The following is a 23,005-nucleotide window of genomic DNA, read 5'->3' as shown; positions in this document are numbered from 1 at the left end:
CCGTGAGCGATCACGCAGGCTCGAACCACACCGCGCCCAGGGGCGGGATGGCTATCGAGGCTGACGCGGGTCGCCCGTGCCACGGTTCCTCCACCGCGTCGATCGCGCCGAGGTTGCCCACGCCCGACCCGCCGTACCGCTCCGCGTCGGTGTTGAGCACCTCGCGCCACAAACCGGCGTGCGGCAGACCGATCCGGTAGTCGTGGTGCGGCGTGCCCGCGAAGTTCACCACGCAGGCCAGCGGTCGCTCTGAGCCGTCGAAGCGCAGGAACGACAGCACGTTGTTCCCGGAGTCGTTGGCATCGATCCAGCCGAATCCCGCCGGGTCGTTGTCTCGCTCCCAGAGAGCGGGGCTCTGGCGGTAGACGCGGTTCAGATCGCTCACCAGCAGCAGGACGCCGGCGTGCCGCGGGTCCTCCAGCAGCCACCAGTCCAGGCTCCGGCCCTCCGCCCACTCGGCGTCCTGGCCGAACTCGCAGCCCATGAACAGCAGGTTCTTACCCGGGTGGGCCCACATGTACGCGAGATAGGCGCGCAGGTTTGCCAGTTGCTGCCAGCGGTCACCGGGCATCTTGGCCAGCAGCGAGCCCTTGCCGTGCACGACCTCGTCATGACTGATCGGCAGGATGTAATTCTCGCTGTAGGCGTACACCAACGAGAAGGTCAGCTCGTTGTGGTGGTACTCGCGATGCACCGGATCCTTCTCGATGTACCGCAGCGTGTCGTTCATCCAGCCCATGTTCCACTTGAACCCGAACCCGAGCCCGCCGAGGTGCACGGGGCGGGTGACCCCCGGCCACGCGGTCGACTCCTCGGCAACCGTGATGATGCCGGGGGCGCGCTTGTAGATGGTGGCGTTGAACTCCTGCAGGAAGGCGACGGCGTCGAGGTTCTCCCGGCCGCCGTACTGGTTGGGCCGCCACTGGCCGTCGGGGCGCGAGTAGTCGAGGTACAGCATGGAGGCCACGGCGTCCACGCGCAGCCCGTCGACGTGGTACTCCTCGGCCCAGAACAGCGCGTTCGCGACCAGGAAGTTGCGCACCTCGCGGCGACCGAAGTCGAAGACAAAGGTGCCCCAGTCCGGGTGCTCACCGCGGGTCGGGTCGGCGTGCTCATAGAGGGGAGTGCCGTCGAAGCGGGCCAGCGCCCAGCCATCCTTCGGGAAGTGCGCCGGCACCCAGTCGATCAGCACGCCGTAGCCGGCCTGGTGCAGCCGGTCGATCAGGTACTTCAGGTCGTCGGGGGAGCCGAAGCGGGCGGACGGCGCGTAGTAGGAGCTCACCTGGTAGCCCCAGCTGCCGCCGAAGGGGTGCTCGGCGACCGGCATCATCTCCACGTGTGTGAAGCCGGTACCGTCAAGGTACTCGATCAGCTCGTCGGCCAGCTCGCGGTAGCCCAGCCCCTTGCGCCAGGAGCCCAGGTGCATCTCGTAGACGCTCACCGGTGCGGCGTGCCAGGCGGTCTCGGCGCGGCGCTTCAGCCACTGCTCGTCACCCCACTCATGGGTGGACTCGACGACCTTTGCCGCCCAGGACGGCGGAACCTCCGTGGCGAACGCGAGCGGGTCGGCCTTCTCCAGCACCTCGCCCGAGGCCCCGGTCACGACGAACTTGTAGAGCGCGCCCGCTGCGAGCCCGGGGATGAACAGCTCCCACACGCCGGTGCTGCCCAAAGAGCGCATGGGGTACTGTCGCCCGCCCCAGTAGTCGAAGTCGCCCTCGACCGCGACGCCGCGGGCGTTCGGCGCCCACACCGCGAACGACACGCCCTCGACCTCGCCGGAGGCGGTCTCGTACCGGCGCACGTGTGCGCCGAGCACCTCCCACAGCTGCTCGTGGCGACCCTCGCTGATCAGGTGACAGTCGAGCTCGCCGAGGGTGGGCAACCACCGGTAGGGATCGTCCACGAGCAGCTCGCGCTCTCCGTAGTGAACCGCGAGCCGGTAGTCGGGCACCGGGCCGCGGACGACGACGGCGAACACGCCCTCGTCGACGAGCCGGGTCATCCCGATCCGGTCGTCGCCGATCACCGCCTCGACCGTGCCGGCGCCGGGCCGGTAGACGCGCACGATCGTGTGATCGTCGTCGAACGGGTGCGCGCCGAGGAAGGAGTGCGGCGAGTGGTGGCTGCGCGCGAGGAGCCGCGACACGTCCTCGGCGTCGACGGTGGGAGCCGGGGTCGCGTACGTCATCTTCTCTCCTTTGTCCGGTACTCCGAGCCTATTGCCTCACCCGCGGCCGGCCAGCGCCGCCACGGCACTGAGCGGGATGCGTACCCGGTCCGGGCGGTAGGCGTTCTCATACCCGACCTCGTAGAGCGCCTTGTCGAGCTCAAGCGCCTCGAGGACCTGCTCGTCGACGGCGTCCGGCCGCTGCAGCCGATAGCCTTCCAGAAGCATCCTCCGCGCGGCGTGCTCCCACCCGCCCGATCCGCCTGGGCGGCGGCTCCAGCGCGCGGCGTAGCCGAACGATCGCAGCATGCCGGCGAGATCCCGCAACGGACTCTCGGGCGCGCGCCGCTCCTCGAGGGGACGGCGCGGCTCGCCCTCGAAGTCGATCAGCCGCCAGCCGTCGTCGGTGAACAGGCTCTGCCCCAGGTGCAGATCCCCATGCACTCGATGCACCGTCAGCGGTCTTTGTACCCGGGCCAGATCCCCGAAGATGGCGGCTGCGGAGGACAGGTAGGGCTGGAGGACGTCGAGGTCCGCGAGCGCGTCGAGCCGGCGCAGCAGCCGCCTGGAGAGCTCCGGCCCGTAGGATGCGCTGCTCTCCTCGCCGAAGGCGGTCACCAGGTCGGAGTGCACCGCGCCCAGCGTGATCCCCAGCTCGTACGCCGCCCCGGGAAAGTGCTGCTCGACCTCTCCGACCGCCTGCCGGTCGGCGTCCGCGACAGCGAGGGTGAAACCGTCGGCTCCCGCGATGCGCCGGTGCACGACGAGTACGTCGGTCGGCCCGTCGGCCAGTTGTGAGAACCCGCAGAGAGTCGCCACGCTGGTCGACGAGCGCAGCGCCTGGCCGACCTCCACCTCTGGATTCGGGCCGGGTTGCATCCTCCGCAGCACCTTGATGACGTGCTGCCCGGTCAGCAACGAAGAGTTCGACTGCTCACCCGCGGCGGCCGTCAACCCGGTCAGGTCGAGTGGCGCCTCATCGAGCCAGGTCGCCTGCACGGCGGACGTCGAGCGTCCGAGGAGCTCGATCGCGACCCGTGCCGACGCGGGATGGGCGAAAGCGTCGAACCATTCCGCATCCCCGGTATAGATGGGATCCGAGGCCAGGCCGTGTCCAGCAGCATGGGCGATCGGCACGAAGTAGCGCTCGGTGGCCGGCCCGTCACCGGCCGTCACGACGGCCAGCGCGACGCTGAGACCGTCGTGCTCGTACGGTGCGCCGACCATCGAGAGCGCGGTGTGCGGGACAGCCTTGTCCCGCCCGGCGTACCAGCGCTGGCGAAGCAGCCAGCGCGCGAGGTGATCGCCGGGCGGGGTGCGCACTACTGGCGAACCTGGAAGATGTGCGCCGGCTCGCCCGCCGGTCCGAGCTCGACGAAGTTCGCCTCGCCCCACTCGTACTCGGCGCCGGTCAGCTCGTCGATGACGGTGAACCGGTCGTTCCAGCCCAGCCCGAGCGCCGGCATGTTCAGCCGGACGGTCGTCTGCTGGGTGTGGTGCGAGTCGAGCGAGCACGCGACGAGCACGGTGTCACCGGTGCGTGCGTCGCGTCGCGAGAAGACGATGATCGCGTCGTTGTCGCTGTGGTGGAACTGCAGGTTCGCGATGCTGGAGGACACCGCCGGATGCGCTCGCCGGATCTCGTTGAGCTGGGTGAGGAAAGGCTCCAGGCTGCGCCCCTCGTCGCGGGCTCGCTGCCAGTCACGAGGACGGAGCTGGTACTTCTCGCTGTCGAGGTACTCCTCGCTGCCGGCCTTCACCGCCACGTGCTCGAAGAGCTCATATCCGCTGTAGACACCCCACGATCCCGACATCATCGAGGCGAGCACCGCCCGGATCTTGAACATGTCGGGTCCGCCGTACTGCAGCGTGGCGTGCAGGATGTCGGGAGTATTTACGAACATGTTCGGGTTCAGGTAGGCAGCGGAGTCGACCAGATCACGGCCGAACTCCTCCAGCTCCCACTTCTCGGTCCGCCAGGTGAAGTAGGTATAGGACTGCGAGAACCCGCGCATTCCCAGGCCCTTCATCATCGCTGGGCGGGTGAAGGCCTCGGCGAGAAACACGACGTCGGGGTAGTCGCGCTTGATCTCCCAGATCAGCCAGTTCCAGAAGTTGATCGGCTTGGTATGCGGATTGTCCACTCGGAAGACGTGGACGCCGTGCTCGACCCAGAAGCGTACGACCCGGTAGACCTCCTTGTAGAGCCCCACAGGGTCGTTGTCGAAGTTCAGCGGGTAGATGTCCTGATACTTCTTCGGCGGGTTCTCGGCGTACGCGATCGTGCCGTCGGCCAGGGTCGTGAACCACTCGGGATGCTCGGCCACCCATGGGTGGTCCGGGGCGCACTGCAACGCCAGATCGAGCGCTATCTCCAGGCCCAGCTCGCCGGCCCGGTCCACGAAGGCGTCGAAGTCGTCGATGGTGCCCAGATCGGGGTGGACGGCGTCGTGCCCGCCGTCCTTCGAGCCCACCGCCCACGGTGAGCCGCAGTCGTCCGGCCCGGGAGTCAAGGTGTTGTTCGGGCCCTTGCGGTTGATCTCGCCCACGGGATGGATCGGCGGCAGGTAGACCACGTCGAAGCCCATCGCAGCAACGCGGTCGAGGGCAGCCGCCGCGGTGGTGAAGGTTCCGTGGACGGGCCGGCCGTGCTCGTCCCAGCCGCCGGTGGACCGCGGAAACAGCTCGTACCAGGCACCGACCGCGGCCCGGGCGCGGTCCGCCCAGATCCGGTAGCGCGGGCTGGCGGTGACCAGCTCGCGCAGCGGGCTCTCGTGCATCAGGGTCCCGACGCGCTCACCGAGCACAGCGGCCAGCCGGTCGTCGATCGGAAGCGAGGCATCGGCCACCCGCAGCGCGGCGTCCCGGAGCACAGCGGCCTGCGTGCCCTCGAGGTCAGCAGCAGCGCGCTCGAGGATGGTCGCGCAGAGCGCCAGGTCGTTGGCGAGCTCGTCGGCACCCTGGCCGGCCTCGCGCTTGGCGGTGATCGCGTGGTGGACCGTGGCCCACGGATCGCCCCACGCCTCGATCCGGAACTCCCACTCACCTTCGCCGTCGATCGACAGGTCGGTGCTCCAGCGGTCGGTGCCGATCCCGACGGGCCGCATGCGGGCGCTGGCGACGTCCTGCCCGTCCTTGCTCAGCACCGCGGTAGCGCCGACGGCGTCGTGTCCCTCGCGGAAGACAGTGGCCCAGAAGGTCACCACCTGGCCGTCGATGCACCTGGCGGGGAAGCGGCCGTCGTCGACGACGGGGGAGATGTCGGTGATGCCGATCCGGTCCGCGGAGAGCGCCTTCTCGATCCGTGCAGCGTCCATGTGCTCATCCTTGCAAGTCGGGGGCACCGGTAGCCGGCGAGGGTCGACCGGGCGACGGGTTCAGTCGTTGGCGTCGGGTCCGGCGAAGGTGGCGATCGTCCAGCCGAACAGCAGACGGGTCCCGGGCACGATCGCGACCTCCTGATGCTGGTCGAGCTTGGTCCAGTCGCCTGCTCCGGGAGGCGCGACGTGTGTTCCGTTGAGCGATCCGAGATCACGCAGCAGGACCTGCTCCCCGCGGCGTGAGACCAGGGCGTGTGCGCTTGACAGCACCGAGTCCGGATCGACGACGGTGAGCGCCTCCGCGGCGCCGGACTGCACCCGGGCGTCCTTCTCCGGACGCCGACCGATCACGTAGTCACGATCGAGGGAGAAGGTGCTGCCGTCGTCGAACACGATGATTCCGCTGCTGGGCGTGGTCGTCGACGACCGGTCCGGGATGTCCGGTCCGCCGATCGGGGGAAGCGGGTCGGCCTTCACCGGAGCGGAGACATCACGCAGATCGGTGCGTTGGTGGTCGGCGGCCGGCGTGAACGCAGCGGCGCCGCCGGCGGTGGGTGCGGGCGCCGTTGGCGCGGCCGCCCCGGCGGCGGGTGTCGCCCAGGTGCCCGAGGAGTCGACCGGCGGGAGGTCCTGGGGCTGCGCCTGGTGCTCGCCGGTAGCCGGCGGCGCCGGCCGTTGCTCGGTGGGTGGAGCGTCGACCGCGGCGTCGGCGAATCCTGGGCTCGAGACGGTGACGCCAGGCGGCGGTGCGGCGCCGAGACCCGGCTCCGGCCAGCCGGTGGGCGAGCCGGACGAGCCGGACGAGCCGGCCGACTCGGGTGGCTCCGGCGGCTGCTGGTCGGTTCCGGTCGCGGGGGGCAGCGGCTGGGCTGCGGATGATGCGTGCTCGCCGTCGGCATGCCGGCGCCCCGAGGGGACCGGGTGCACCCAGGCTCCCGCGCCCGGGACGACGCCCGCATCGAGGTCGAGCAGCCCTGCGCTGGCGGGCGGGTTGCTGCCGGGTTGGTGAAAGCCGACGAACACCGCCTCGGACATCGGGAAGGGCACCGTGACCCCGAACTGGTCATGCCCGGTCGCCGGGGCGATGTCGGTCGCATTCCGCACGGTGACCGGGCCACGGAGGATGCCCTGCGCCTGGTCGCCGTCCACCACGAGTGCAGCGAACACGGTGCGGGGATGCTCGTCGAGGACGCGTTGCAGGGACGCCAGCCGGCTCGCGGTGTCCGCGCCGTCGGGATCCTCGCCCGGGCCGAGCTCGAGGACCGCGCCGAGCGCCTCCCACGCCTCGGACGCCACTGGGGCGCCCACCCACACGATGCTGTCGCCGTACCGGGCGACCATTCCCTCGCCGGGCGTCACTTCGTATCGCAGCGTCATCTCATCGCTTCCAGAGTGCATCGAGGCGATCAGCCAGATCGCCGGCGGTCTTGGGGCGGTCCTGATGCGCCGGATCGATGCACTGCTGCACGATCTGGGCGATCGGCGCCGGAAGGCCGGGGTCTATCGTAGGTGCGCTCGACATGATCGAGGAGAGCCCCGCGCTCGGATCGGTGGCGTCGACGTGCGGGTGCAGGGTCTGCCCGGACGCCGCGTAGTGCAAAGTCGCGCCGAGCGAGTACAGGTCGCTGGCCCGGGTCGGCTCCTGACCGCGCAGCAGCTCGGGGGACATGAACGCAACGTGCGGCGTACCCAGCCGCCCGGTCAGCGTCATTCCCGGGTTGAGGTATGTCGCCAGACCGGGGTCGGACAGGCGGGCGCCCTCCGCGTGCAGGATCACCCCTGCCGGGTGGATGTTGCGGTGCGCGATGCCCTGCTCGTGCAGGTCGTGCGCACCGCGCGCCGCGCAGGACACTGCGCGCAGCACCTCGGCGAAGGTCAACTGGCTCGCGGGTGCGGCCAGACTACCCCCGGGCAGATGTTCCATGGCGTAGTAGATCAGCCCGTCGTTGCGACCGACCTCCAGCAGCCGGACCAGGAAGCTGGAGCGCACCGCGGCGATTGCCCGCAATGCGGCCGCCACCCGGTCGAAGGCGTGGTGCTCGTCGGTGGCGGCGTCCGCCGGGTACACCTTCAGCACGACCTGCGGGCCGGCGTCCACCAGGCGCGCAGGCGGTGTCGCCAGCACGAAGGATCCGCTGCGGCCCAGCGGGCCCAGCACCGTGAAGTCGGCGATCGTCCCGGGCGGGCCGGCAGTGTCCGGTAGTGGGGCGGGATGCATGTGGGCTCCTCCTGTTGCCTCGACTCTAGTCGGCGAGCACCATCAGGCTGAAGGAGTTCAGCAGCAGCGGCTCATCGTCGGGCACGCTGACGCCGACCCGGCTCGGGTCGGCGGTGTCGATGCCGATCCGCCAGCCGCCGTCCTGTCCGCCGGAGGGCAGCCGGACCATGGCGCGCTCGTGATTGCCGTTGAGCAGGATCAGCAACGGCCCGCGTCCGCTCGAGGCAGGGTAGTGCACCTGGAGGACCTTGTCGTGGTCGTGCCAGTGCTTCTCGGTGAGCGCGAGGGCCTGTCGGTCCAACCACTCGACGACGTGGCCGCCGCGTTCCCCCGGAGCGACCAGCCACCTGCCGTCGAACAGCGGCGCGTGCTCACGGCGAGTAGACGCGAAGGCCTGCATGAGCGCGGTGAGGTGGTCGGCCTCGGGAGTGGGCTCCCACGAGACGGCAAGGTGCGGCCGGTCGAGGCAATAGGGGTTGTTGTTGCCGCGCTGGGTACGGTCCCGCTCGTCGCCGGCGGTGATCATCGGTGTCCCGATCTGCAGCATCAGGCACCCGAGGATCGAGCCCTGCCGCCGCAGCCGCAGCTCCCGCACCCGGGCGTCGTCGGTCTCACCCTCGACGCCGCCGTTCCAGGACTGGTTGTCCGCGCTGCCGTCCCGATTGCTCTCCCCGTTGCTGTGGTTGTGCTTGGTGTCGTAGCTGACCAGGTCGTGCAGCGTGAACCCGTCGTGGGCGGTCACGTAACCGATCGAGCTGCCTGCCCGCCGCGCACCCCACACGGAGTGACTGCCGGCGAGCACGGTGGCCAGGTCCGCGCGGGAGCCGTGGCCCGGGCGCCAGAAGTCGCGCACCGTGGACCGGAACCGGTCGTTCCACTCCGCCCACGGCTCACCCCGGGTCGGCGTGGTGAAACCGCCGAGCTGGTATCCATTCGGGCCGGCGTCCCACGGTTCGGCGATCAGCAGGCGATCGCCCAGCAGCGCGTCGTCGCCGATCCGCCGCAGCAGCGGGTGGTGGGCCGAGAAGTGTGGCTCGCGGCCGAGGGTGGTCGCCAGGTCGAACCGGAATCCGTCGACGTCGGTACGTTGCACCCAATGCCGCAGCGCCGCGACGACGAGGTCCTGCACCGGCTCGCTCGCCGCGTTGAGGCTGTTGCCGCACCCGGTGACGTCGACATACCGACCTGGGTCATCTGGGTCGGTGAGGTAGTAGGCCAGATTGTCGATGCCGCGCAGGTGGTAGGCGGGGTCGTTCGCGGCACCCTCGCAGGTGTGGTTGAAGACGACGTCGAGCACGACCTCGATGCCCGCGGCGTGCAGGGTGGCGACGGCGCCGGCGATCTCGTCCCACCGCGCGTCGATGTCGCTGGCGACGCAGTAGTGCGGCATGGGGGAGAAGAAGCCGAGGGGGTTGTACCCCCAGACGTTGCGCTGGCCGCGCTGGCGCACCTTGATCTCGCTGGCCCAGTGCGCGACCGGGAGCAGCTCCAGGGTGCTCACGCCCATGCTGGCCAAATGCTCGATCAGCATCCGCGAGCGCAGCGCCGCGAAGGTGCCCCGGTAGCGCTCGGGTACGTCGGGCAGCGTCGCAGTCAGCTGCCCGAGGTGCGCCTCATAGATGATGCGGCCGCCCGCCGGCAGCCGGGGGCGGGTACTGGGGACCGGAGCGCGGTCGGCGCACACCACCGACCACGGTGCGACCGCGATGGAGTCACGGGGGTCGGGCGCCCCGTCCGGGGTGCACATCCGCAGCAGCTCGAGATCCTCAGCCGAGGTCCCGGGCGCATCGACCAGCGCTTGAGCGTACGGGTCGGCCATGAGCTTGGCGGGGTTGGCGTACCTGCCCCGAGCGGGATCGTGCTCGCCGTGCACACGATACCCATAGGTCGTTCCCGGCCCGACCGCCGCGCGGGCCTCCCAGATGCCGCCACCGACGCACTGCATCTCGACACACCGCTGGTCGATACTCGTGCGCTCCGGAGTCGCCTCGATCAGGCAGAGCTCGATCCGGCGGGCGGCGCGGCTGTGGACCCGGAAGACGGTCTCACGTCCGTCGGTGGTCGCCCCGACGGCGTCGGGCGTTGTCGCACACACGGACCCGACCGTACCGGGTACGCGGCTCTAGGGTTTGATGGACTCGTGCATACACCAGGCCCCCTGGACGACTACGAGCCGAACCCCGACCTCGTCATCGACATGCACGACGTGACGGTGCGCCGCGGTCGGACGACCCTGCTCGAGGACCTCTCATGGCAGGTTGAGCTCGACGAGCGGTGGGTGGTGCTCGGCCCGAACGGCGCCGGCAAGACCACTCTCCTGCAGCTCGCTGCGGCCCAGATGCACCCGACTGACGGCAGGGTGCAGATCCTCGGCGAGCAGATCGGCCGCGTCGACGTATTCGAGCTGCGCCCGCGGATCGGGCTCGCCTCGGCCGCGCTGACCGGCCGGGTCCCGCCGACGGAGAAGGTTGTCGACATCGTGCAATCGGCCGGCTACTCGGTGATCGGCCGGTGGCGCGAGCAGTACGACGGCATGGACACTGAGCGCGCGATGGAGCTCCTGGAGCAGTGGGGCATCGCCCGTCTGGCCGACCGCGAGTTCGGCACGCTCAGCGAGGGTGAGCGCAAGCGCGCCCAGATCTGCCGCGCGCTGATGACCGACCCCGAGCTGCTGCTGCTGGACGAGCCGGCCGCCGGCCTCGACCTGGCCGGCCGCGAGGACCTGCTCGCGCGACTCACCGAGTTCGCTGCCGATCCCTACGCACCCGCGATGGTCATGGTCACCCACCACGTCGAGGAGATACCCCGCGGCTTCACTCACCTGCTGATGCTGCGTGACGGCCAGGCGGTCCGCCAGGGCTTGTTGGAGCAGGAGATGAGCGAGCAGGCGATCGAGGACACCTTCGGCGTCCGGGTCTATCTCACGCAGCGGCGGGGGCGCTATTTCGCCTCGATCGGCTGATCGCAGTCAGCTCACGCACCACCGGCAACAGGCGTATCGCATACGAGGTACGCCGTACACGAAAGGAAGATGCTCATGGGTGAGTTCGTCAAGCTCGAGATCGAGGACGGCGTCGGGACCATCCGCCTGGACCGTCCGAAGATGAACGCGCTGAACAAGCAGGTGCAGGAGGAGATCCGCGACTGCGCACGCGAGGCCTCAGCCAACGACGAGGTCAAGGCCGTCATCGTGTACGGCGGTGAGAAGGTGTTCGCCGCGGGCGCCGACATCAAGGAGATGGAGGCGATGACCTACCAGGAGATGGCGGTCCGCGCGCACGAGCTGCAGGCCTGTTTCACCGCGGTGGCGGAGATCCCCAAGCCGACCGTCGCGGCCATCACCGGGTACGCGCTCGGCGGCGGCATGGAGCTGGCGATGTGCTGCGACATCCGGATCTGCGCCGACGATGCCAACGTCGGCCAGCCGGAGATCCTGCTGGGCATCATTCCCGGCGGCGGCGGCACCCAGCGCCTCGCGCGTCTGGTAGGGCCGGCCAAGGCGAAGGACATCAACTACACGGGTCGTTTCGTCGCCGCCGACGAGGCGCTGCGGATCGGCATGGTCGACCAGGTCGTGCCCGCCGGTGAGGTGTACGCCGCCGCCCAGAAGTGGGCCGGGCAGTTCCGCAACTCTGCCTCGCTCGCACTGCGTGCGGTCAAGGCAGCCGTGGACGGCGGCCTCAACGGGGACCTGGCTACCGGCCTGAAGCTGGAGAGCAACCTCTTCGCCGCGCTGTTCGCGACCGAGGACCAGAAGATCGGGATGAAGTCGTTCATCGAGAACGGCCCCGGCAAGGCGCAGTTCACCGGCAAGTAGCCGGGAGTGATCAGCCGCCGCAGCAGCCGCCGCCGCAGCACCCGCCGCCGCCAGCGCCGGGCTGGGCGTCGGCCTGCGCGGCGACCTGCTGCAGCACCATGAGCAGCGTGGAGACCTCCTGGGCGCCCGAGATGCCCCAACGGGCGGCGAACACGTAGGTAGGCACCGAGGTGATGCCGGCCGCGCGCGCGGCGTCCTGCTGCTCAGTGACGGCGGCGATGCCGTCTTCGGAGGAGAGATACTCCTCGACGTCCACCTTCAGGCCGAGCTCGTCGCACAGCCGCTGGAGCACCTCGTCAGCGCCGACGTCGAGCCCGTCGACGAAGTGGGCGGCCATCAGCCGGTCCATGAGCTCGGCCTGCACACGGAGGTCATGGTCGCCGGCGAGACGCAGCAGGCGGTGCGCCGCGAGGGTGTTCGCCGCGAGCGCGCCGTCGAAGTCGATCTCGATTCCCTCGGTCGCGGCGATCTCGGCGATGTGCGAGGTGGTCTGGGTGGCCTGCTGCTCACCGCCGAACTTTTCCACCAGCGTCGGCATCAGCTCGCACGCCTCGAGCGGGGCGTCGGGATCGAGTTGGAAGGGCATGTACCGGACCCGGACCTGCCCGCCACGCTCCGCGAAGGCCCGCACAGCCGTATCGAGGCGGCGCTTGCCGATGTAGCACCAGGGGCACACGATGTCGGCGTACACGTGGACATCGACCGGCTCCGACGGCGCCACCTGCTGATCGACTGAGGCAGGGGAGGGGCCGCAGACGCCTCCGCAGCCTCCGGCGCCGCAGCCACAGCCGCCGGTGTCATCGTGCGCATGCTCGCGCGTCGGATTGGTCGTGCTGGGGTTCTGGGCAGTGCTCGTCACGCCGACCAGGGTACCGCTGCCTGCGTCGTGCTGTGCAATCCAGCTACTGCTGGGCGCCGACCTCATCGCGCTGCTCGATACCGCGCTTTGCGAGGCCTTCGGGCGTCGGCGGAGTGGGCGGGGTCTCGATCGGGAAGAAGAACCCGCGGATCGCGCGGCCGGCGCCGCCGACCTTGTTCATCTTCTTCGGCACCGGCGCACCACCGTAGGTGAGGTGGGAGTGGCCGTGCTCGTCGACCGGCCCGAGTGGCTGATGCCGCTCGAAGTAGCCGCCGTTGGGCGAGCGGACCAGGATGCCGGTCTCAATGCCGTGATCAAGAACCTCCCGGTCATGCCGCTGCAGACCCAGACAGATGCGGTAGGTGACCCAGTACGCGATCGGCGGCAGAATCACCAGCGCAATGCGCCCGCCCCACGTCATCGCATTCAGCGAGATGTCGAACTTCTCCGCGATGATGTCGTTCGCGCCGGAGGCCGACAGCACCAGGTAGAAGGTGATCGCCATCGCGCCGAGCGCGGTGCGCACCGGGACGTCGCGGGGACGCTGGAGCAGGTTGTGGTGCGCGTTGTCCCCGGTCAGCTTGCGCTCGATCATCGGATAGAGCGCAAATCCCACGATGATCGGCCCAAGTGCCGCGATCGCCAGGAAGATCTCGGGGATCGTGATGCCGAAGACGCGTATCTCCCAGGGTGGGAACAGCCGCGCCATGCCCTCCGACCAGAACATGTACCAGTCGGGCTGCGAGCCCGAGGAGACCTGGGACGGGTCGTACGGACCCAGCAGCCAGACCGCGTTGATCTGCACCAGGCCACCGAGCAACGTGATCACGCCGAAGGTGAGCATCGACAGCGCCGCGCCCTTGGCCGCGAAGATCGGGTAGAAGCGGTGCCCGACGACGTTGTCTTCGGTCGCCCGCGGGCCGGGCCACTGCGTGTGCTTCTGCTTGAACACCAGCAGCAGGTGCGCGCCGATGAGGGCGAGCATGATGCCCGGGATCAGCAGCACGTGCAGGATGTAGAACCGGCCGATGATCAGCGTGCCTGGGAACTCACCACCGAACAGCGCGTAGTGGATGAAGGTGCCCAGGAAGGGGATCGACAGCATGACGCCGGAGGTGATGCGCAGGCCGGTGCCCGACAGCAGGTCATCCGGCAGCGAGTAGCCCATGAAACCCTCGGCGATGCCCAGGAAGATCAACACGATGCCGATCAGCCAGTTGGTCTCACGCGGCTTGCGGAAGGCACCGGTGAAGAACACCCGCAGCATGTGCACCAGCATCGCGGCCATGAACAGCAGCGCCGCCCAGTGGTGCATCTGGCGGATGATCAGGCCGCCACGGACGTCGAAGCTGAGGTTGAGCGTCGATTCATAGGCCGCCGACATCGGCACGCCCTGCAGCGGAACGTAGGAGCCGTTGTAGACAACCTCCTTCATGGAGGCGTCAAAGAACAGCGCGAGATAGGTGCCGGTCAGCAGCAGCATGATGAACGCGTACATCGCGATCTCACCAAGCATGAACGACCAGTGGTCGGGGAAGACCTTGTTCAGCATGCGGCGCGTGGGCGCAGCCATGGTGAACCGGTTGTCGACCTCGCTCGCGACCGCGCCAGCCTTGCTGGCGGGACGGCGGGCCGAGCCCTGCACGGTGGTGCTACTCGGCATTCTTGGTCACCCCTCTCTGACGGTCCCAGAAGGCCGGTCCGACCGGCTCACGGTAGTCGCTCTTGGCGACGAAGTAGCCCTCGTCATCCACCTCGATCGGCAGTGCCGGCAGCGAGCGGGTTGCAGGGCCGAAGACGGGCTTGGCGTCCTCGACGATCTGGAACTGGCTCTGATGGCACGGGCACAGGATGCGGCCGGTCTCCCGCTCGTACAGCGAGACCGGGCAGCCGAGGTGCGAGCAGATCTTGGAGTAGGCGACGTACTCGTTCCAGCGAGCCGGGCCACCCCATTCCTCAAGCTCGTTCATCGGGCGAGCCTTGAACTGCTGCGCCTGATCGTGGTGCATGCGAATCAGCATGGTGGGCGTGTCGGCCTGGTGCGCCTTGCCTTCGGTGTACGGGTAGACCGTCTCCAGCGAACCGGGCGCCATGTCACCGGGTCGGATCGGCGTGCCGTTGGCGCGCAGCAGTCGAGTGCCCTTCTTCCACGCGGTGTGGAACAGCGCGTCGTCGCGGTACGGATTGTTGATCAGGCCGCCGAGCGGGATGATCGTCGCCAGCCCGAGGATTCCGCCGGCACCGAGCAGCGAGCCGCGGATCATCTTGCGGCGGTTCAGGCCCAGACCCTCGGCCCCCGAGGTCAGGGTGGCCGCGGTCGCGCGACGCTCGATCTCCGGCGAGGCCCCCTCGTGGCGGTCCTGGATCGACACCTCGTGCGGCATCAGCTTCTTGGCCCAGATGACCAGGCCGGCGCCCATCAACGTCAGCGCGAGCCCGAGGGTCAGGCCCAGGATCGGCGTGTACAGCTGAGCCCAGCTCCACTCGGTCGGAGCGGCGTCGTTGACCCGCCACGGCCAGAACAGGAACGCGGCCACGAACAGCAACCCGAACAGCGCGGCCAGTCCGAAGCACAGCGCCACGCGGCGCTCGGCGCGCTTCTCGGCGCGCGACCCGGCGGCGTAGGGGTACTCCTGGCTCAGGACCGTGACGCCGTCCATCTTTCCGCCGAGCTCGACCAGCTCCGCGTCGCTGAGCTCGGAGAGCTCCTCTTCGGTCACGCTGACGGTGCGCTGACCGGCGGCGTGCTGACGCGCCAAGCGATCGGTCGGGCGCTCGTCGACCGGATCGGCGATGACTTCCTCCGGCTCGTCGGCCGGGGGCTGGTTGAACCCGCTCATGACTTACCCGCAATCCAGATCGTTCCGATGAGAAGCACGCTCAGCCCGCCGAGCCAGATGACCAGGCTCTCGGGGACCGGGCCAGTGCGCCCGATCGGGGCACCGCCGGGGTTGTTCCCGGCCTTGAGCATCTCGACGTAGGCGATGATGTCCTTCTTCTCCTCATCGGTCAGCTGGTTCGGGCCGAAGACCGGCATGTTCTGCGGGCCGGTGAGCATCGCCGAGTAGATCTCGGTGGGAGTGGAGCCCATCAGGCTCGGTGCGTGCTTGCCCGAGGACAGCGCGCCGCCCTGGCCGGTGAAGCTGTGGCAGGAGGAGCAGTTGAGGCGGAACATCTCGCCGCCCGCGGCCAGGTTCGCCTCGGCGCGGTCCTCATCGGTGACCTCGGGGATCTCCGGACCGCCGTACTGCCCGATGTACGCCGAGAGCGCCATCGTCTGGTCGTGGGTGAACTCCGGCGGCTTGGTCGGGGCCTGGGCGTTCTGCTGGGCCATCGGCATACGGCCGGTCGATACCTGGAAGTAGACGGCCGCCTCTCCGACACCGATCAGCGACGGGCCGCGGTCGGGCACGCCTTCGAGGTTGGCGCCGTGGCAGGTGATGCAGGACTTCTCGTAGATGTCCTGGCCCATGGCGATCGCGTCGGCGTCACCGGCGGCGCTTTCCTCTGCGACACCGGGAGTCGCCATGGAGTACATGGTGCCGACAACGGCCAGCGCGCCGGCGAGGGCGCCGGCGCGCCGGATCAGGCCCTTGCGCTCCGAACGCTTCTTCGCGGCCTTCGAGGCGGCCTGGGACGGCTGCGGGGTGGCAGTCATGTTCGGTTCACCTTGTCTCGGTCGTGGTCTACGGGGCGGGTGCTGGATCGGGGCATGAGGCTAGTGCCCACCCCAGGTCATGATGTAGATCACCGTGAACAGGCCGATCCACACGATGTCGACGAAGTGCCAGTAGTAGGACACGACGATCGCCGAGGTGGCCTGGGCGGGGGTGAACCTGCCCAGGGTGGACCTGATCAGGATGATGACGAACGCGATCAGGCCACCGATGACGTGCAACCCGTGAAAGCCGGTGGTCATGTAGAAGACCGAGGCATAGGAGCTCGATCCGATCGTCGTGCCGTCCTGCACCAGGACCACGAACTCGAATGCCTGCCCGAGGGTGAAGATCAGGCCCATGAGGAAGGTGAGGGTGTACCACCGCCGCAGCCCGAAGACATCACCACGCTCTGCGGCGAACACCCCGAACTGGCAGGTCACGGAGGAAGCGACCAGGATCAGGGTGAAGGTCAGCGCGTACCAGTGGTTGAGGTGCACGTCCTCCGGCGGCCACGACTCCTGCCCGTGGATCGCCTTCGCGGTGAAGTACATCGCGAACAGACCCGCGAAGAACATCAGCTCGCTGGAAAGCCACACGATCACGCCCACGCTGACCATGTTCGGTCGCGAGAGCGAATGGACCTTCTCGGACTTATAGGCAGTGGTTGCTGTCGTCACGCGCGTAATTATGTCCCCTAGCGTTCGCTCCATGTAAACCGGGGTGCGGCGATTCGCAACTTCGTTATCTCGGCTTACCCTCGATGGCGTGCCCCAGCCCCTCGCCATCGGTGTCGATCCGAGCACCGTCCCACCATTCACGTTCGCCTCGATCTTCACCGAGACGGCGCTGGACCCGCTGCTGCTGACCGGTGTCGTGATCGCGGCTGCGCTGTATCTGTGGGGCGTGCAGCGGCTGCGTCACGGCGGTGTCCGGTGGCCGCTGGGCCGTACACTGTCCTTTCTCGTCGGCGGGCTGGGCACCCTGACCTTCGTGACCATGTCCGGCATCGGCGCGTACGACGAGACATTGTTCTCGGTGCACATGGTGCAGCACATGGTGCTCGTGATGGTCACACCGATCTTCCTGGCGCTCGGTGCACCGGTCACCCTGGCCCTGCGGGCGTTGCCGGCCGCCGGGCGGCAACGGCTGAACAAAGTGCTGCACTGGAAGATCGCGCGCTTCTACATGCATCCGCTCGTAGGGTTCGCCATCTTCGTCGGCAGCCCGTGGCTGCTCTACTTCACCGGCTGGTACGAGGGGTCGGTGCGCAATGTCTGGCTCCACCAGCTGATGCACGTCCACTTCCTCGCCTCCGGTTGCATATTCTTCTGGCCGCTGGTGGGCCTGGACCCCATACCCGGTCGGGTCAGCTACCCGTTCCGTGCGCTGATCCTTACCGCCACGCTGCCCTTTCACGCCTTCCTCGGGCTGACGATCATGCAGAACAACGCGCTGATGGCGGGCGGCTACTACGGCGAGCTCGACCTGTCGTGGGTGGATGCGGTGGCCGATCAACGCCTCGGTGGGGGGCTGCTGTGGGCCTCGGGCGAGTTCGTGGGGCTGCTGATGCTCGGCACCGCGCTCTACCAATGGATGAAGGCCTCCGAGCGCGAGGCCGCCCGGGAGGATCGGCGGCTGGACCGCGAGGAGGCCGCGCGGGCCCGGGCGGCAGCGCATGCCGCCCCGTCCTCGCCCGGGCCAGGCGAGTAATCTGGTCCGGTCACCTCATCTAGGAGAGAGCTGCGCCATGACCCACGCCGACCACTCCGCTGCCCGCGACCAGGTGCACGCCGTCGTGCTGTACAGCCCCAAGGTCGAGTGGCGCCAGGCGGTCCGCACCGCGATCGGACGGCGTCCGGCCGCCGACGTCGGGCGCATCGAGTGGATCGAGTGCGCGACCTACGACGAGGTCATCGAGAACGTCGACCGCGGCGGCGTGGACCTGGCGATCCTCGACGGCGAGGCGCAGCCGACCGGCGGCATGGGGCTGTCCCGGCAGATGAAGTATGAGCTCGATGACTGCCCGGCCGTGCTCGTCGTCGTCGCGCGCGAGGCCGATCGCTGGCTCGCGACCTGGTCACTGGCCGATGCCACCTTGATCTATCCCGTCGATCCGCTGAGCGCCGGCGACGTCGTCGCCCAGCAGCTACGCAACCGCAACGCCGGCGTCCCCGTGCTTCGATGAGCGCGGCCGAGCACACCTGGCCGGCGGTCCTGAGCTCGCTGCTGCGCGAGCGGGCGCTGTCCCGCGAGGCAGCGTCGTGGGTGATGGGCGAGATCATGTCCGGCGCAGCCACGAACGCCCAGACCGCCGGTTTCGCCGTCGCGCTGCGCGCTGCGGGCGAGAACGCGGAGGCGGTCGCCGGTCTCGTGGACACGATGCTGGCGAACGCCGCCCACGCCAGTGCCCCGTCGGGCTGTGTCGACATCGTCGGTACCGGCGGCGACCAGGCGCACACGGTCAACATCTCGACCATGGCCGCCATCGTCGCGAGCGCGGCCGGGGTGAAGGTGGCCAAGCACGGCGCGCGAGCCGCCAGCTCGAAGTGCGGCTCCGGTGATGTGATCGAAGCCCTGGGGATCAATCTTGACCTCGACGGGGACGGGGTCGCGCGGTGCATCAACGAGGTCGGCATCGGGTTCTTCTTCGCCCCCAACTTCCATTCGGGCATGCGCTACGCTGCGCCGGCCCGCAAGGAGCTCGGCATCCCGACGGTCTTCAACTTCCTCGGGCCGCTGTCGAACCCGGCCCGACCGGACGCGATGGCGGTCGGCTGCGCGGACGAGCGGATGGCGCCGATCCTGGCCGATGTCATGCGGATGCGGGGCGTCTCGGCGCTCGTGTTCCGCGGGGACGACGGGCTCGACGAGCTCACCACGACGACGACCTCGAGAGTGTGGCTGGTCCCGGCCGATGGCTCGGAGGTCAGCGAGTACCGGCTCGACCCGGCGCGCTTCGCGCTGCGCCCTGCCCGGCCGGAGGATCTGCGTGGCGGCGACCCGGCGCACAACGCCGCCGTCGTCCGCGATGTGCTCAATGGGCAATCCGGTCCGGTCCGGCAGGCGGTGCTGCTCAACGCCGCGAGCGCGATCGTCTCGCACGACGGCGTGCCGCGAACCGGGGCCGAGCTCGATGAGGCCATCGCGTCGGCGTTGGCGCGCGCCACCGAATCGATCGATTCGGGCGCCGCCGCGGGGACGCTCGATCGCTGGATCGCCGTCAGCAACGCCTAGCGGCGGGCCTCGGTCTAGAGGCCGAGGCTGAAGGTCGACTCGAGGTCGTGCTGGGAAAAGGCCTGGAAGGCGATGTGGGTGTCGGTCTCGATGACGCCGTCCGCCTTGTTGATCCGCCCGGAGATCACCCGCGCGATGTCATCGAACTCGCGCACCCGCACGATCGCGATGAGGTCGACGCTGCCGGCCACCGAGTAGACCTCGCTTACACCGTCGATGTCGGCCAGCCGGGCCGCGGTCTCCGGGATCTGGTCGGTGGCGGCGGTGATCATGACGATCGCGGTGATCACGGTGTCTCCTCGTTGTCGAGCGGTGTACTGGGACGATCGTAACCGCGTCGGGCCACGGTATTGCCAGCCTGCCGCGCGGCGCGCCGTAGCCACGGTTGCCACCGCGCCGCTCCGGCGGCCGGGCTCGACAGCTCGCCATCGAGCTCCACAATGCGGGCACCGGCAGAGGTCATCCAGCGCCACAGCAGCTGGGTTTCCTCGTGCTCGAACCCGACGGCTTCGGCGGGATCATCGTCGGTGTGCTGCTCGGCCGGGCGCAGCGCCCGCACGATGGGCAGGACGCTCGCGGCGCGATCGGCCAGCGCGGCGGCGACCAGTCGGCCGCGGGCGATCACTGCGATCTGCCAGCATCCGCCCTCGGCCGGGGCGGCCAGCACGAGCCGGTCGATGTGCGCCAGCCGGTGGATCTGCTGGGTACGGATCAGCGCTGCCACGAGGTGCCGAGTACGGTCGCGCGCTGCCGCGGCGTCCTCGTAACGCCGCGATCCGGCGAGCTGGTCGATGCGGGCCAGCAGCGGAGTGACCAGGCCCTGTGGATCCCGTAGCGCCGCCTCGGTGATCGGCGCCAGCAGCGCCGAGTACGAGTCGACGTCGATCCCGCCCGTGCACGGGGCCGCGCACCGCCCAAGGTCGAGCAGGGCGCACGGGCTGGGCGCCGAGCGGCTGGTGATCCGGTCCGAGCAACGCCGAATCGGCAGCACCTCGTGGATCGCGTCGACGGCCTGCCCTGCGGCCGTACGGGAGCTGAACGGCCCGATGTGCGCTCCGCCGTCCGCGCGCCACCGGTTCACGATGCTTAGGCGAGGGAAGCGCTCGTCGGTCACTCTCAACCAGACCGCGGAGCGCCCGTGCTTCGAGCGTCGGTTGTAACGGGGCCGGAGCGCATGAATCAGCCGCAGCTCACGCACCTGCGCCTCGAGGTCGTGCGCGCATTCGACCGCCTCCACGCGTTCGGTCAGCGCGACCATCTCGCGCATCCGCGCCCGGGGCTCGCTGCTGGTGAAATAGCTGCGGACTCGGCGCCTGATCTGCCCACTCTTCCCGACGTACAGCGCTTCGCCGCGCGCGTCGCGGAAGATGTAGACGCCCGGGCCGGTGGGAAGATCCTCGGCGAGGTGGCGCTTGCCGCGCTGCGCAGGCGTGCTCTCGCGGGTGAGCGCGAGCAGCTCCTCGGTGGTGTGCACGCCGAGCGAGCCCACGCGCTCGAGGAGGTGGTGCATCACGTCGGTGGTGGCGCGAGCGTCATCGAGCGCACGGTGCACGGGCCGGGTGCGTGAGCCCAGGTGCATCGCGAGCGTCTCGAGCTTGAGGTTGGGCACCTCGCCGCGCGCGAGGGTCTTGCGCGCCAGCTGAACGGTGTCGAGGACCGGGTGCCGCGGCCAGCTGAGGCCCATCGAGGTCGCGGCCGCGCGAAGGAAGCCGACGTCGAAGCGCGCGTTGTGGGCCACGAGCACCGTGCCGGGCCCCAGGCCGGCGAACTCCAGGAACGTCGGCAGGACCGCCTCGATGGTCGGCGCACCACGGACCATCGAGTCGGTGATGCCGGTCAGCACCTGCACATACGGATCGATGGCGGTCCGCGGGTCGACCAGCGTCGCCAGCTCGCCCAGCACCTCGCCGCCGCACACCTTGACCGCACCGATCTCGGTGATCGCGTCGCGACCCGGGGCCCCGCCGGTGGTCTCCAGGTCGACGACGACGAAGGTGGTCTCGTGAAGGGGCTGGCCGATGTCCTCGAGCGTGAGCTGCTGTGACGGGTGGGGCATGACGCGCAGCGTAAAGGTGAGCGCCGACATTCCTCGCCGAACCGCTGCGGCCCGAAAACTGTCGGAACGCGCCGTTAGCGTTCAGGTCATGTTGATCGATTGCAACTCGTGCCAGGCCAAGCCGTCGGCGTGCGGTGACTGCGTCATGTCCGTCCTGCTGGAGGCCGACCCGATGGGGGTCGAGCTGGAGGATGCCGAGGCGCTGGCCTTGGACGCGCTCGCCGGCGAGGGGCTGGTGCCGCCGCTGCGCATGGTGCCCCTGTATCCGTCCGAAAGTGAGCAGCGACGCGCCCGCTGGGTGGGGTGATCCTCGCAACTGCGCAGGTTGATTGTCTCGAACAGATAACGCCTGTAGCCTAGCCGTGGCCTTCGGAGAGCCAGGGAGCGATCGCCCCCACCGAATGCCGCCGCCGAGACGCCGCGAGGCGTGCCGGGGACCCACGTTAGTTCCACTGGGGTGAATCGGGGCCACGCGTCCCGTAGGGCGACCTTCCCCGCCCGAATCCGTCAGCTAACTCGGTAGGCGGAGACGAGGAAGAGGAGCCAAGCCTTCGTGGCTGTCAACACCACTCGCGGTCGCCGCTCGCTCGGGGTCGCCGGAATCGCTACGTCGTGCATCCTGGGACTAGTGCTGAGCCCGACCACCGCGCACGCCGATCCCGCCGCCGACAAGGCGAGCGTGCAGGCGCAGATCGTGCAGGCCCAGCATGACATCGCGACCATCGCCGAGCAGTACAACGATGCCAAGATCGAGCTCGAGGAGCTCAACGCCGCCAAGGATGAGGCACACGCCGCCGCGACCCAGGCCGGAGCCTCGCTCGTCGACGAGCAACAGAAGGTTGCCGACGCCGGTGCGAACCTGTACAAGGGCCCGGCCATGGTGGACGTCACCACCTTCCTGTCCGCGGGCGGACCGCAGGACGCGATCGACAAGCTCAGCACGCTGTCGGTGATCTCCGAGCACTACGGCCAGTCGATCCAGGCGCTCACCGACGGTCAGGCCCAGGCTGCCGCAGCCGAGGCCGAGGCGGCCAAGGCTGCCGAGGCAGCTGCCGCCACCGAGCAGCAGCTCTCGGCCAAGAAAGCCGAGATCGAGGCCAAGCTGCCTGTGCTGGAGCAGCAGCTCGCCTCGCTGACCGAGGCCGAGCGGCAGGCCGTGCTGGATCAGGCCGGCGGTCACGCCGACGAGGGCGCGGCCGAGGACGTCAGCGAGTCGTCGTCCACCAGTTCGTCATCGAACAGCTCGGCATCGAGTAGCTCGTCCTCCAGCAGCTCCTCCAGTGCCCCGGCGCCCAGTGCGCCGCAGCAGGTCAGCGCGGGCAGCGGCGGCAGCTCCACCGCACAGGGCGCGGTCCAGGCGGCGCTGAGCAAGCTCGGCTCGCCCTACGTCTGGGCTGCCGCGGGCCCGAACTCCTTCGACTGCTCGGGTCTGACCATGTGGGCCTACGCGCAGGTCGGTGTCTCGCTTCCGCACTCGTCCTCGGCGCAGTCCAGCGCCGGCTCGACGGTCTCGCTGTCGGCACTGGCCCCCGGCGACATCGTCTGGATGCCCGGCCACGTCGGCATGTACATCGGCAATGGGCAGGTCGTGCACGCGCCCACCACCGGTGATGTCGTCAAGGTCGTGTCGCTGGGCTCGATGAAGTGGCAGAAGGGCGTCCGAATCGTCTAG

Annotated in this window: 20 protein-coding genes and 1 riboswitch; of the genes, 7 read left to right on the top strand and 13 right to left on the bottom strand. The window is 69.2% G+C overall.

The window, feature by feature from the left end; all coding sequences use genetic code 11:
• Positions 1-10: 10 nt before the first annotated feature.
• The 6 genes from glgB to glgX are packed head-to-tail and all read right to left on the bottom strand — an operon-like array spanning position 11 to position 9,803.
• Positions 11-2,191 carry a 1,4-alpha-glucan branching protein GlgB gene (gene glgB / locus DAA40_RS09025; protein ID WP_106849428.1) on the bottom strand — a complete coding sequence of 727 codons (2,181 nt, stop codon included), beginning with the start codon at positions 2,189-2,191 and terminating at the stop codon, positions 11-13.
• Positions 2,192-2,227: 36 nt separating this feature from the next.
• Entirely contained in the window at positions 2,228-3,493 is a 1,266-nt protein-coding gene (locus DAA40_RS09020) for a phosphotransferase (RefSeq protein ID WP_106849427.1), read from the bottom strand.
• Positions 3,493-5,487, bottom strand: a complete 1,995-nt coding sequence (locus tag DAA40_RS09015) for an alpha-1,4-glucan--maltose-1-phosphate maltosyltransferase (protein WP_106849426.1) — start codon at positions 5,485-5,487, stop codon at positions 3,493-3,495. Before DAA40_RS09015 ends, DAA40_RS09020 begins: the two co-directional genes overlap by 1 nt.
• A gap of 60 nt (positions 5,488-5,547) precedes the next feature.
• A complete protein-coding gene (locus tag DAA40_RS09010; protein WP_158716341.1) occupies positions 5,548-6,867 on the bottom strand; it encodes an FHA domain-containing protein in 1,320 nt (439 codons plus the stop codon).
• Between the two features lies 1 nt (position 6,868).
• Complete coding sequence (locus DAA40_RS09005; RefSeq protein ID WP_106849424.1) at positions 6,869-7,708, bottom strand: protein kinase; 840 nt, start codon at positions 7,706-7,708, stop codon at positions 6,869-6,871.
• 25 nt (positions 7,709-7,733) lie between these two features.
• Positions 7,734-9,803, bottom strand: a complete 2,070-nt coding sequence (gene glgX, locus DAA40_RS09000; RefSeq protein ID WP_106849423.1) for a glycogen debranching protein GlgX — start codon at positions 9,801-9,803, stop codon at positions 7,734-7,736.
• Positions 9,804-9,848: 45 nt separating this feature from the next.
• On the opposite strand from glgX, the gene DAA40_RS08995 reads away from it, so the two are divergent.
• Together DAA40_RS08995 and DAA40_RS08990 are read left to right on the top strand one after the other, a co-directional pair.
• A complete protein-coding gene (locus DAA40_RS08995; RefSeq protein ID WP_234356310.1) occupies positions 9,849-10,670 on the top strand; it encodes an ABC transporter ATP-binding protein in 822 nt (273 codons plus the stop codon).
• A 75-nt stretch (positions 10,671-10,745) separates the two neighbouring features.
• Positions 10,746-11,525, top strand: coding sequence for an enoyl-CoA hydratase/isomerase family protein (locus tag DAA40_RS08990; RefSeq protein WP_106849422.1), 780 nt, complete (start codon positions 10,746-10,748; stop codon positions 11,523-11,525).
• A gap of 10 nt (positions 11,526-11,535) precedes the next feature.
• On the opposite strand, the gene DAA40_RS08985 is transcribed toward DAA40_RS08990, so the two are convergent.
• The 5 genes from DAA40_RS08985 to DAA40_RS08965 are packed head-to-tail and all read right to left on the bottom strand — an operon-like array spanning position 11,536 to position 16,720.
• Complete coding sequence (locus DAA40_RS08985) at positions 11,536-12,384, bottom strand: DsbA family protein (RefSeq protein WP_158716340.1); 849 nt, start codon at positions 12,382-12,384, stop codon at positions 11,536-11,538.
• A 43-nt stretch (positions 12,385-12,427) separates the two neighbouring features.
• On the bottom strand, positions 12,428-14,047 hold the full coding sequence (locus tag DAA40_RS08980; protein ID WP_106849420.1) for a cytochrome bc complex cytochrome b subunit: 1,620 nt from the start codon (positions 14,045-14,047) through the stop codon (positions 12,428-12,430).
• On the bottom strand, positions 14,037-15,224 hold the full coding sequence (locus DAA40_RS08975; protein WP_106849419.1) for a ubiquinol-cytochrome c reductase iron-sulfur subunit: 1,188 nt from the start codon (positions 15,222-15,224) through the stop codon (positions 14,037-14,039). Before DAA40_RS08975 ends, DAA40_RS08980 begins: the two co-directional genes overlap by 11 nt.
• The gene (locus tag DAA40_RS08970) at positions 15,221-16,042 is read right to left on the bottom strand and encodes a c-type cytochrome (protein WP_106849418.1); all 822 of its coding nucleotides are present in this window, start codon (positions 16,040-16,042) and stop codon (positions 15,221-15,223) included. The genes DAA40_RS08975 and DAA40_RS08970 overlap by 4 nt, the downstream gene beginning before the upstream one ends.
• Before the next feature lie 60 nt (positions 16,043-16,102).
• Complete coding sequence (locus DAA40_RS08965; RefSeq protein ID WP_255413473.1) at positions 16,103-16,720, bottom strand: heme-copper oxidase subunit III; 618 nt, start codon at positions 16,718-16,720, stop codon at positions 16,103-16,105.
• Positions 16,721-16,808: 88 nt separating this feature from the next.
• Between DAA40_RS08965 and DAA40_RS08960 the strand changes: the two genes are divergently transcribed.
• The 3 genes from DAA40_RS08960 to trpD are packed head-to-tail and all read left to right on the top strand — an operon-like array spanning position 16,809 to position 19,277.
• Positions 16,809-17,753 (top strand): cytochrome c oxidase assembly protein, encoded by a 945-nt coding sequence (locus DAA40_RS08960; protein ID WP_106849417.1) that lies wholly within the window; start codon positions 16,809-16,811, stop codon positions 17,751-17,753.
• A gap of 37 nt (positions 17,754-17,790) precedes the next feature.
• Positions 17,791-18,228, top strand: coding sequence for a hypothetical protein (locus DAA40_RS08955; RefSeq protein WP_106849416.1), 438 nt, complete (start codon positions 17,791-17,793; stop codon positions 18,226-18,228).
• Entirely contained in the window at positions 18,225-19,277 is a 1,053-nt protein-coding gene (gene trpD, locus DAA40_RS08950; protein ID WP_106849415.1) for an anthranilate phosphoribosyltransferase, read from the top strand. The genes DAA40_RS08955 and trpD overlap by 4 nt, the downstream gene beginning before the upstream one ends.
• A gap of 14 nt (positions 19,278-19,291) precedes the next feature.
• Here the strand turns inward: trpD and DAA40_RS08945 are convergent, their stop codons facing one another.
• Together DAA40_RS08945 and DAA40_RS08940 are read right to left on the bottom strand one after the other, a co-directional pair.
• Positions 19,292-19,567 (bottom strand): Lrp/AsnC family transcriptional regulator, encoded by a 276-nt coding sequence (locus tag DAA40_RS08945; protein WP_106849414.1) that lies wholly within the window; start codon positions 19,565-19,567, stop codon positions 19,292-19,294.
• Positions 19,564-21,333 carry a DEDD exonuclease domain-containing protein gene (locus DAA40_RS08940; RefSeq protein ID WP_234356309.1) on the bottom strand — a complete coding sequence of 590 codons (1,770 nt, stop codon included), beginning with the start codon at positions 21,331-21,333 and terminating at the stop codon, positions 19,564-19,566. The genes DAA40_RS08945 and DAA40_RS08940 overlap by 4 nt, the downstream gene beginning before the upstream one ends.
• Positions 21,334-21,421: 88 nt before the next feature.
• Here DAA40_RS08940 and DAA40_RS08935 point away from each other — a divergent pair, with 88 nt between their 5' ends.
• A complete protein-coding gene (locus DAA40_RS08935) occupies positions 21,422-21,640 on the top strand; it encodes a hypothetical protein (RefSeq protein ID WP_106849412.1) in 219 nt (72 codons plus the stop codon).
• Between the two features lie 91 nt (positions 21,641-21,731).
• Positions 21,732-21,874: riboswitch (cyclic di-AMP (ydaO/yuaA leader) on the top strand.
• 12 nt (positions 21,875-21,886) lie between these two features.
• Positions 21,887-23,005 (top strand): NlpC/P60 family protein, encoded by a 1,119-nt coding sequence (locus DAA40_RS08930; RefSeq protein WP_234356308.1) that lies wholly within the window; start codon positions 21,887-21,889, stop codon positions 23,003-23,005.

The organism is Blastococcus sp. Marseille-P5729 (assembly GCF_900292035.1).
GTDB lineage: Bacteria > Actinomycetota > Actinomycetes > Mycobacteriales > Antricoccaceae > Cumulibacter.
The sequence above is the reverse complement of the archived record's forward strand: the minus strand, read 5'-3'. Positions and strand labels throughout refer to the sequence as shown.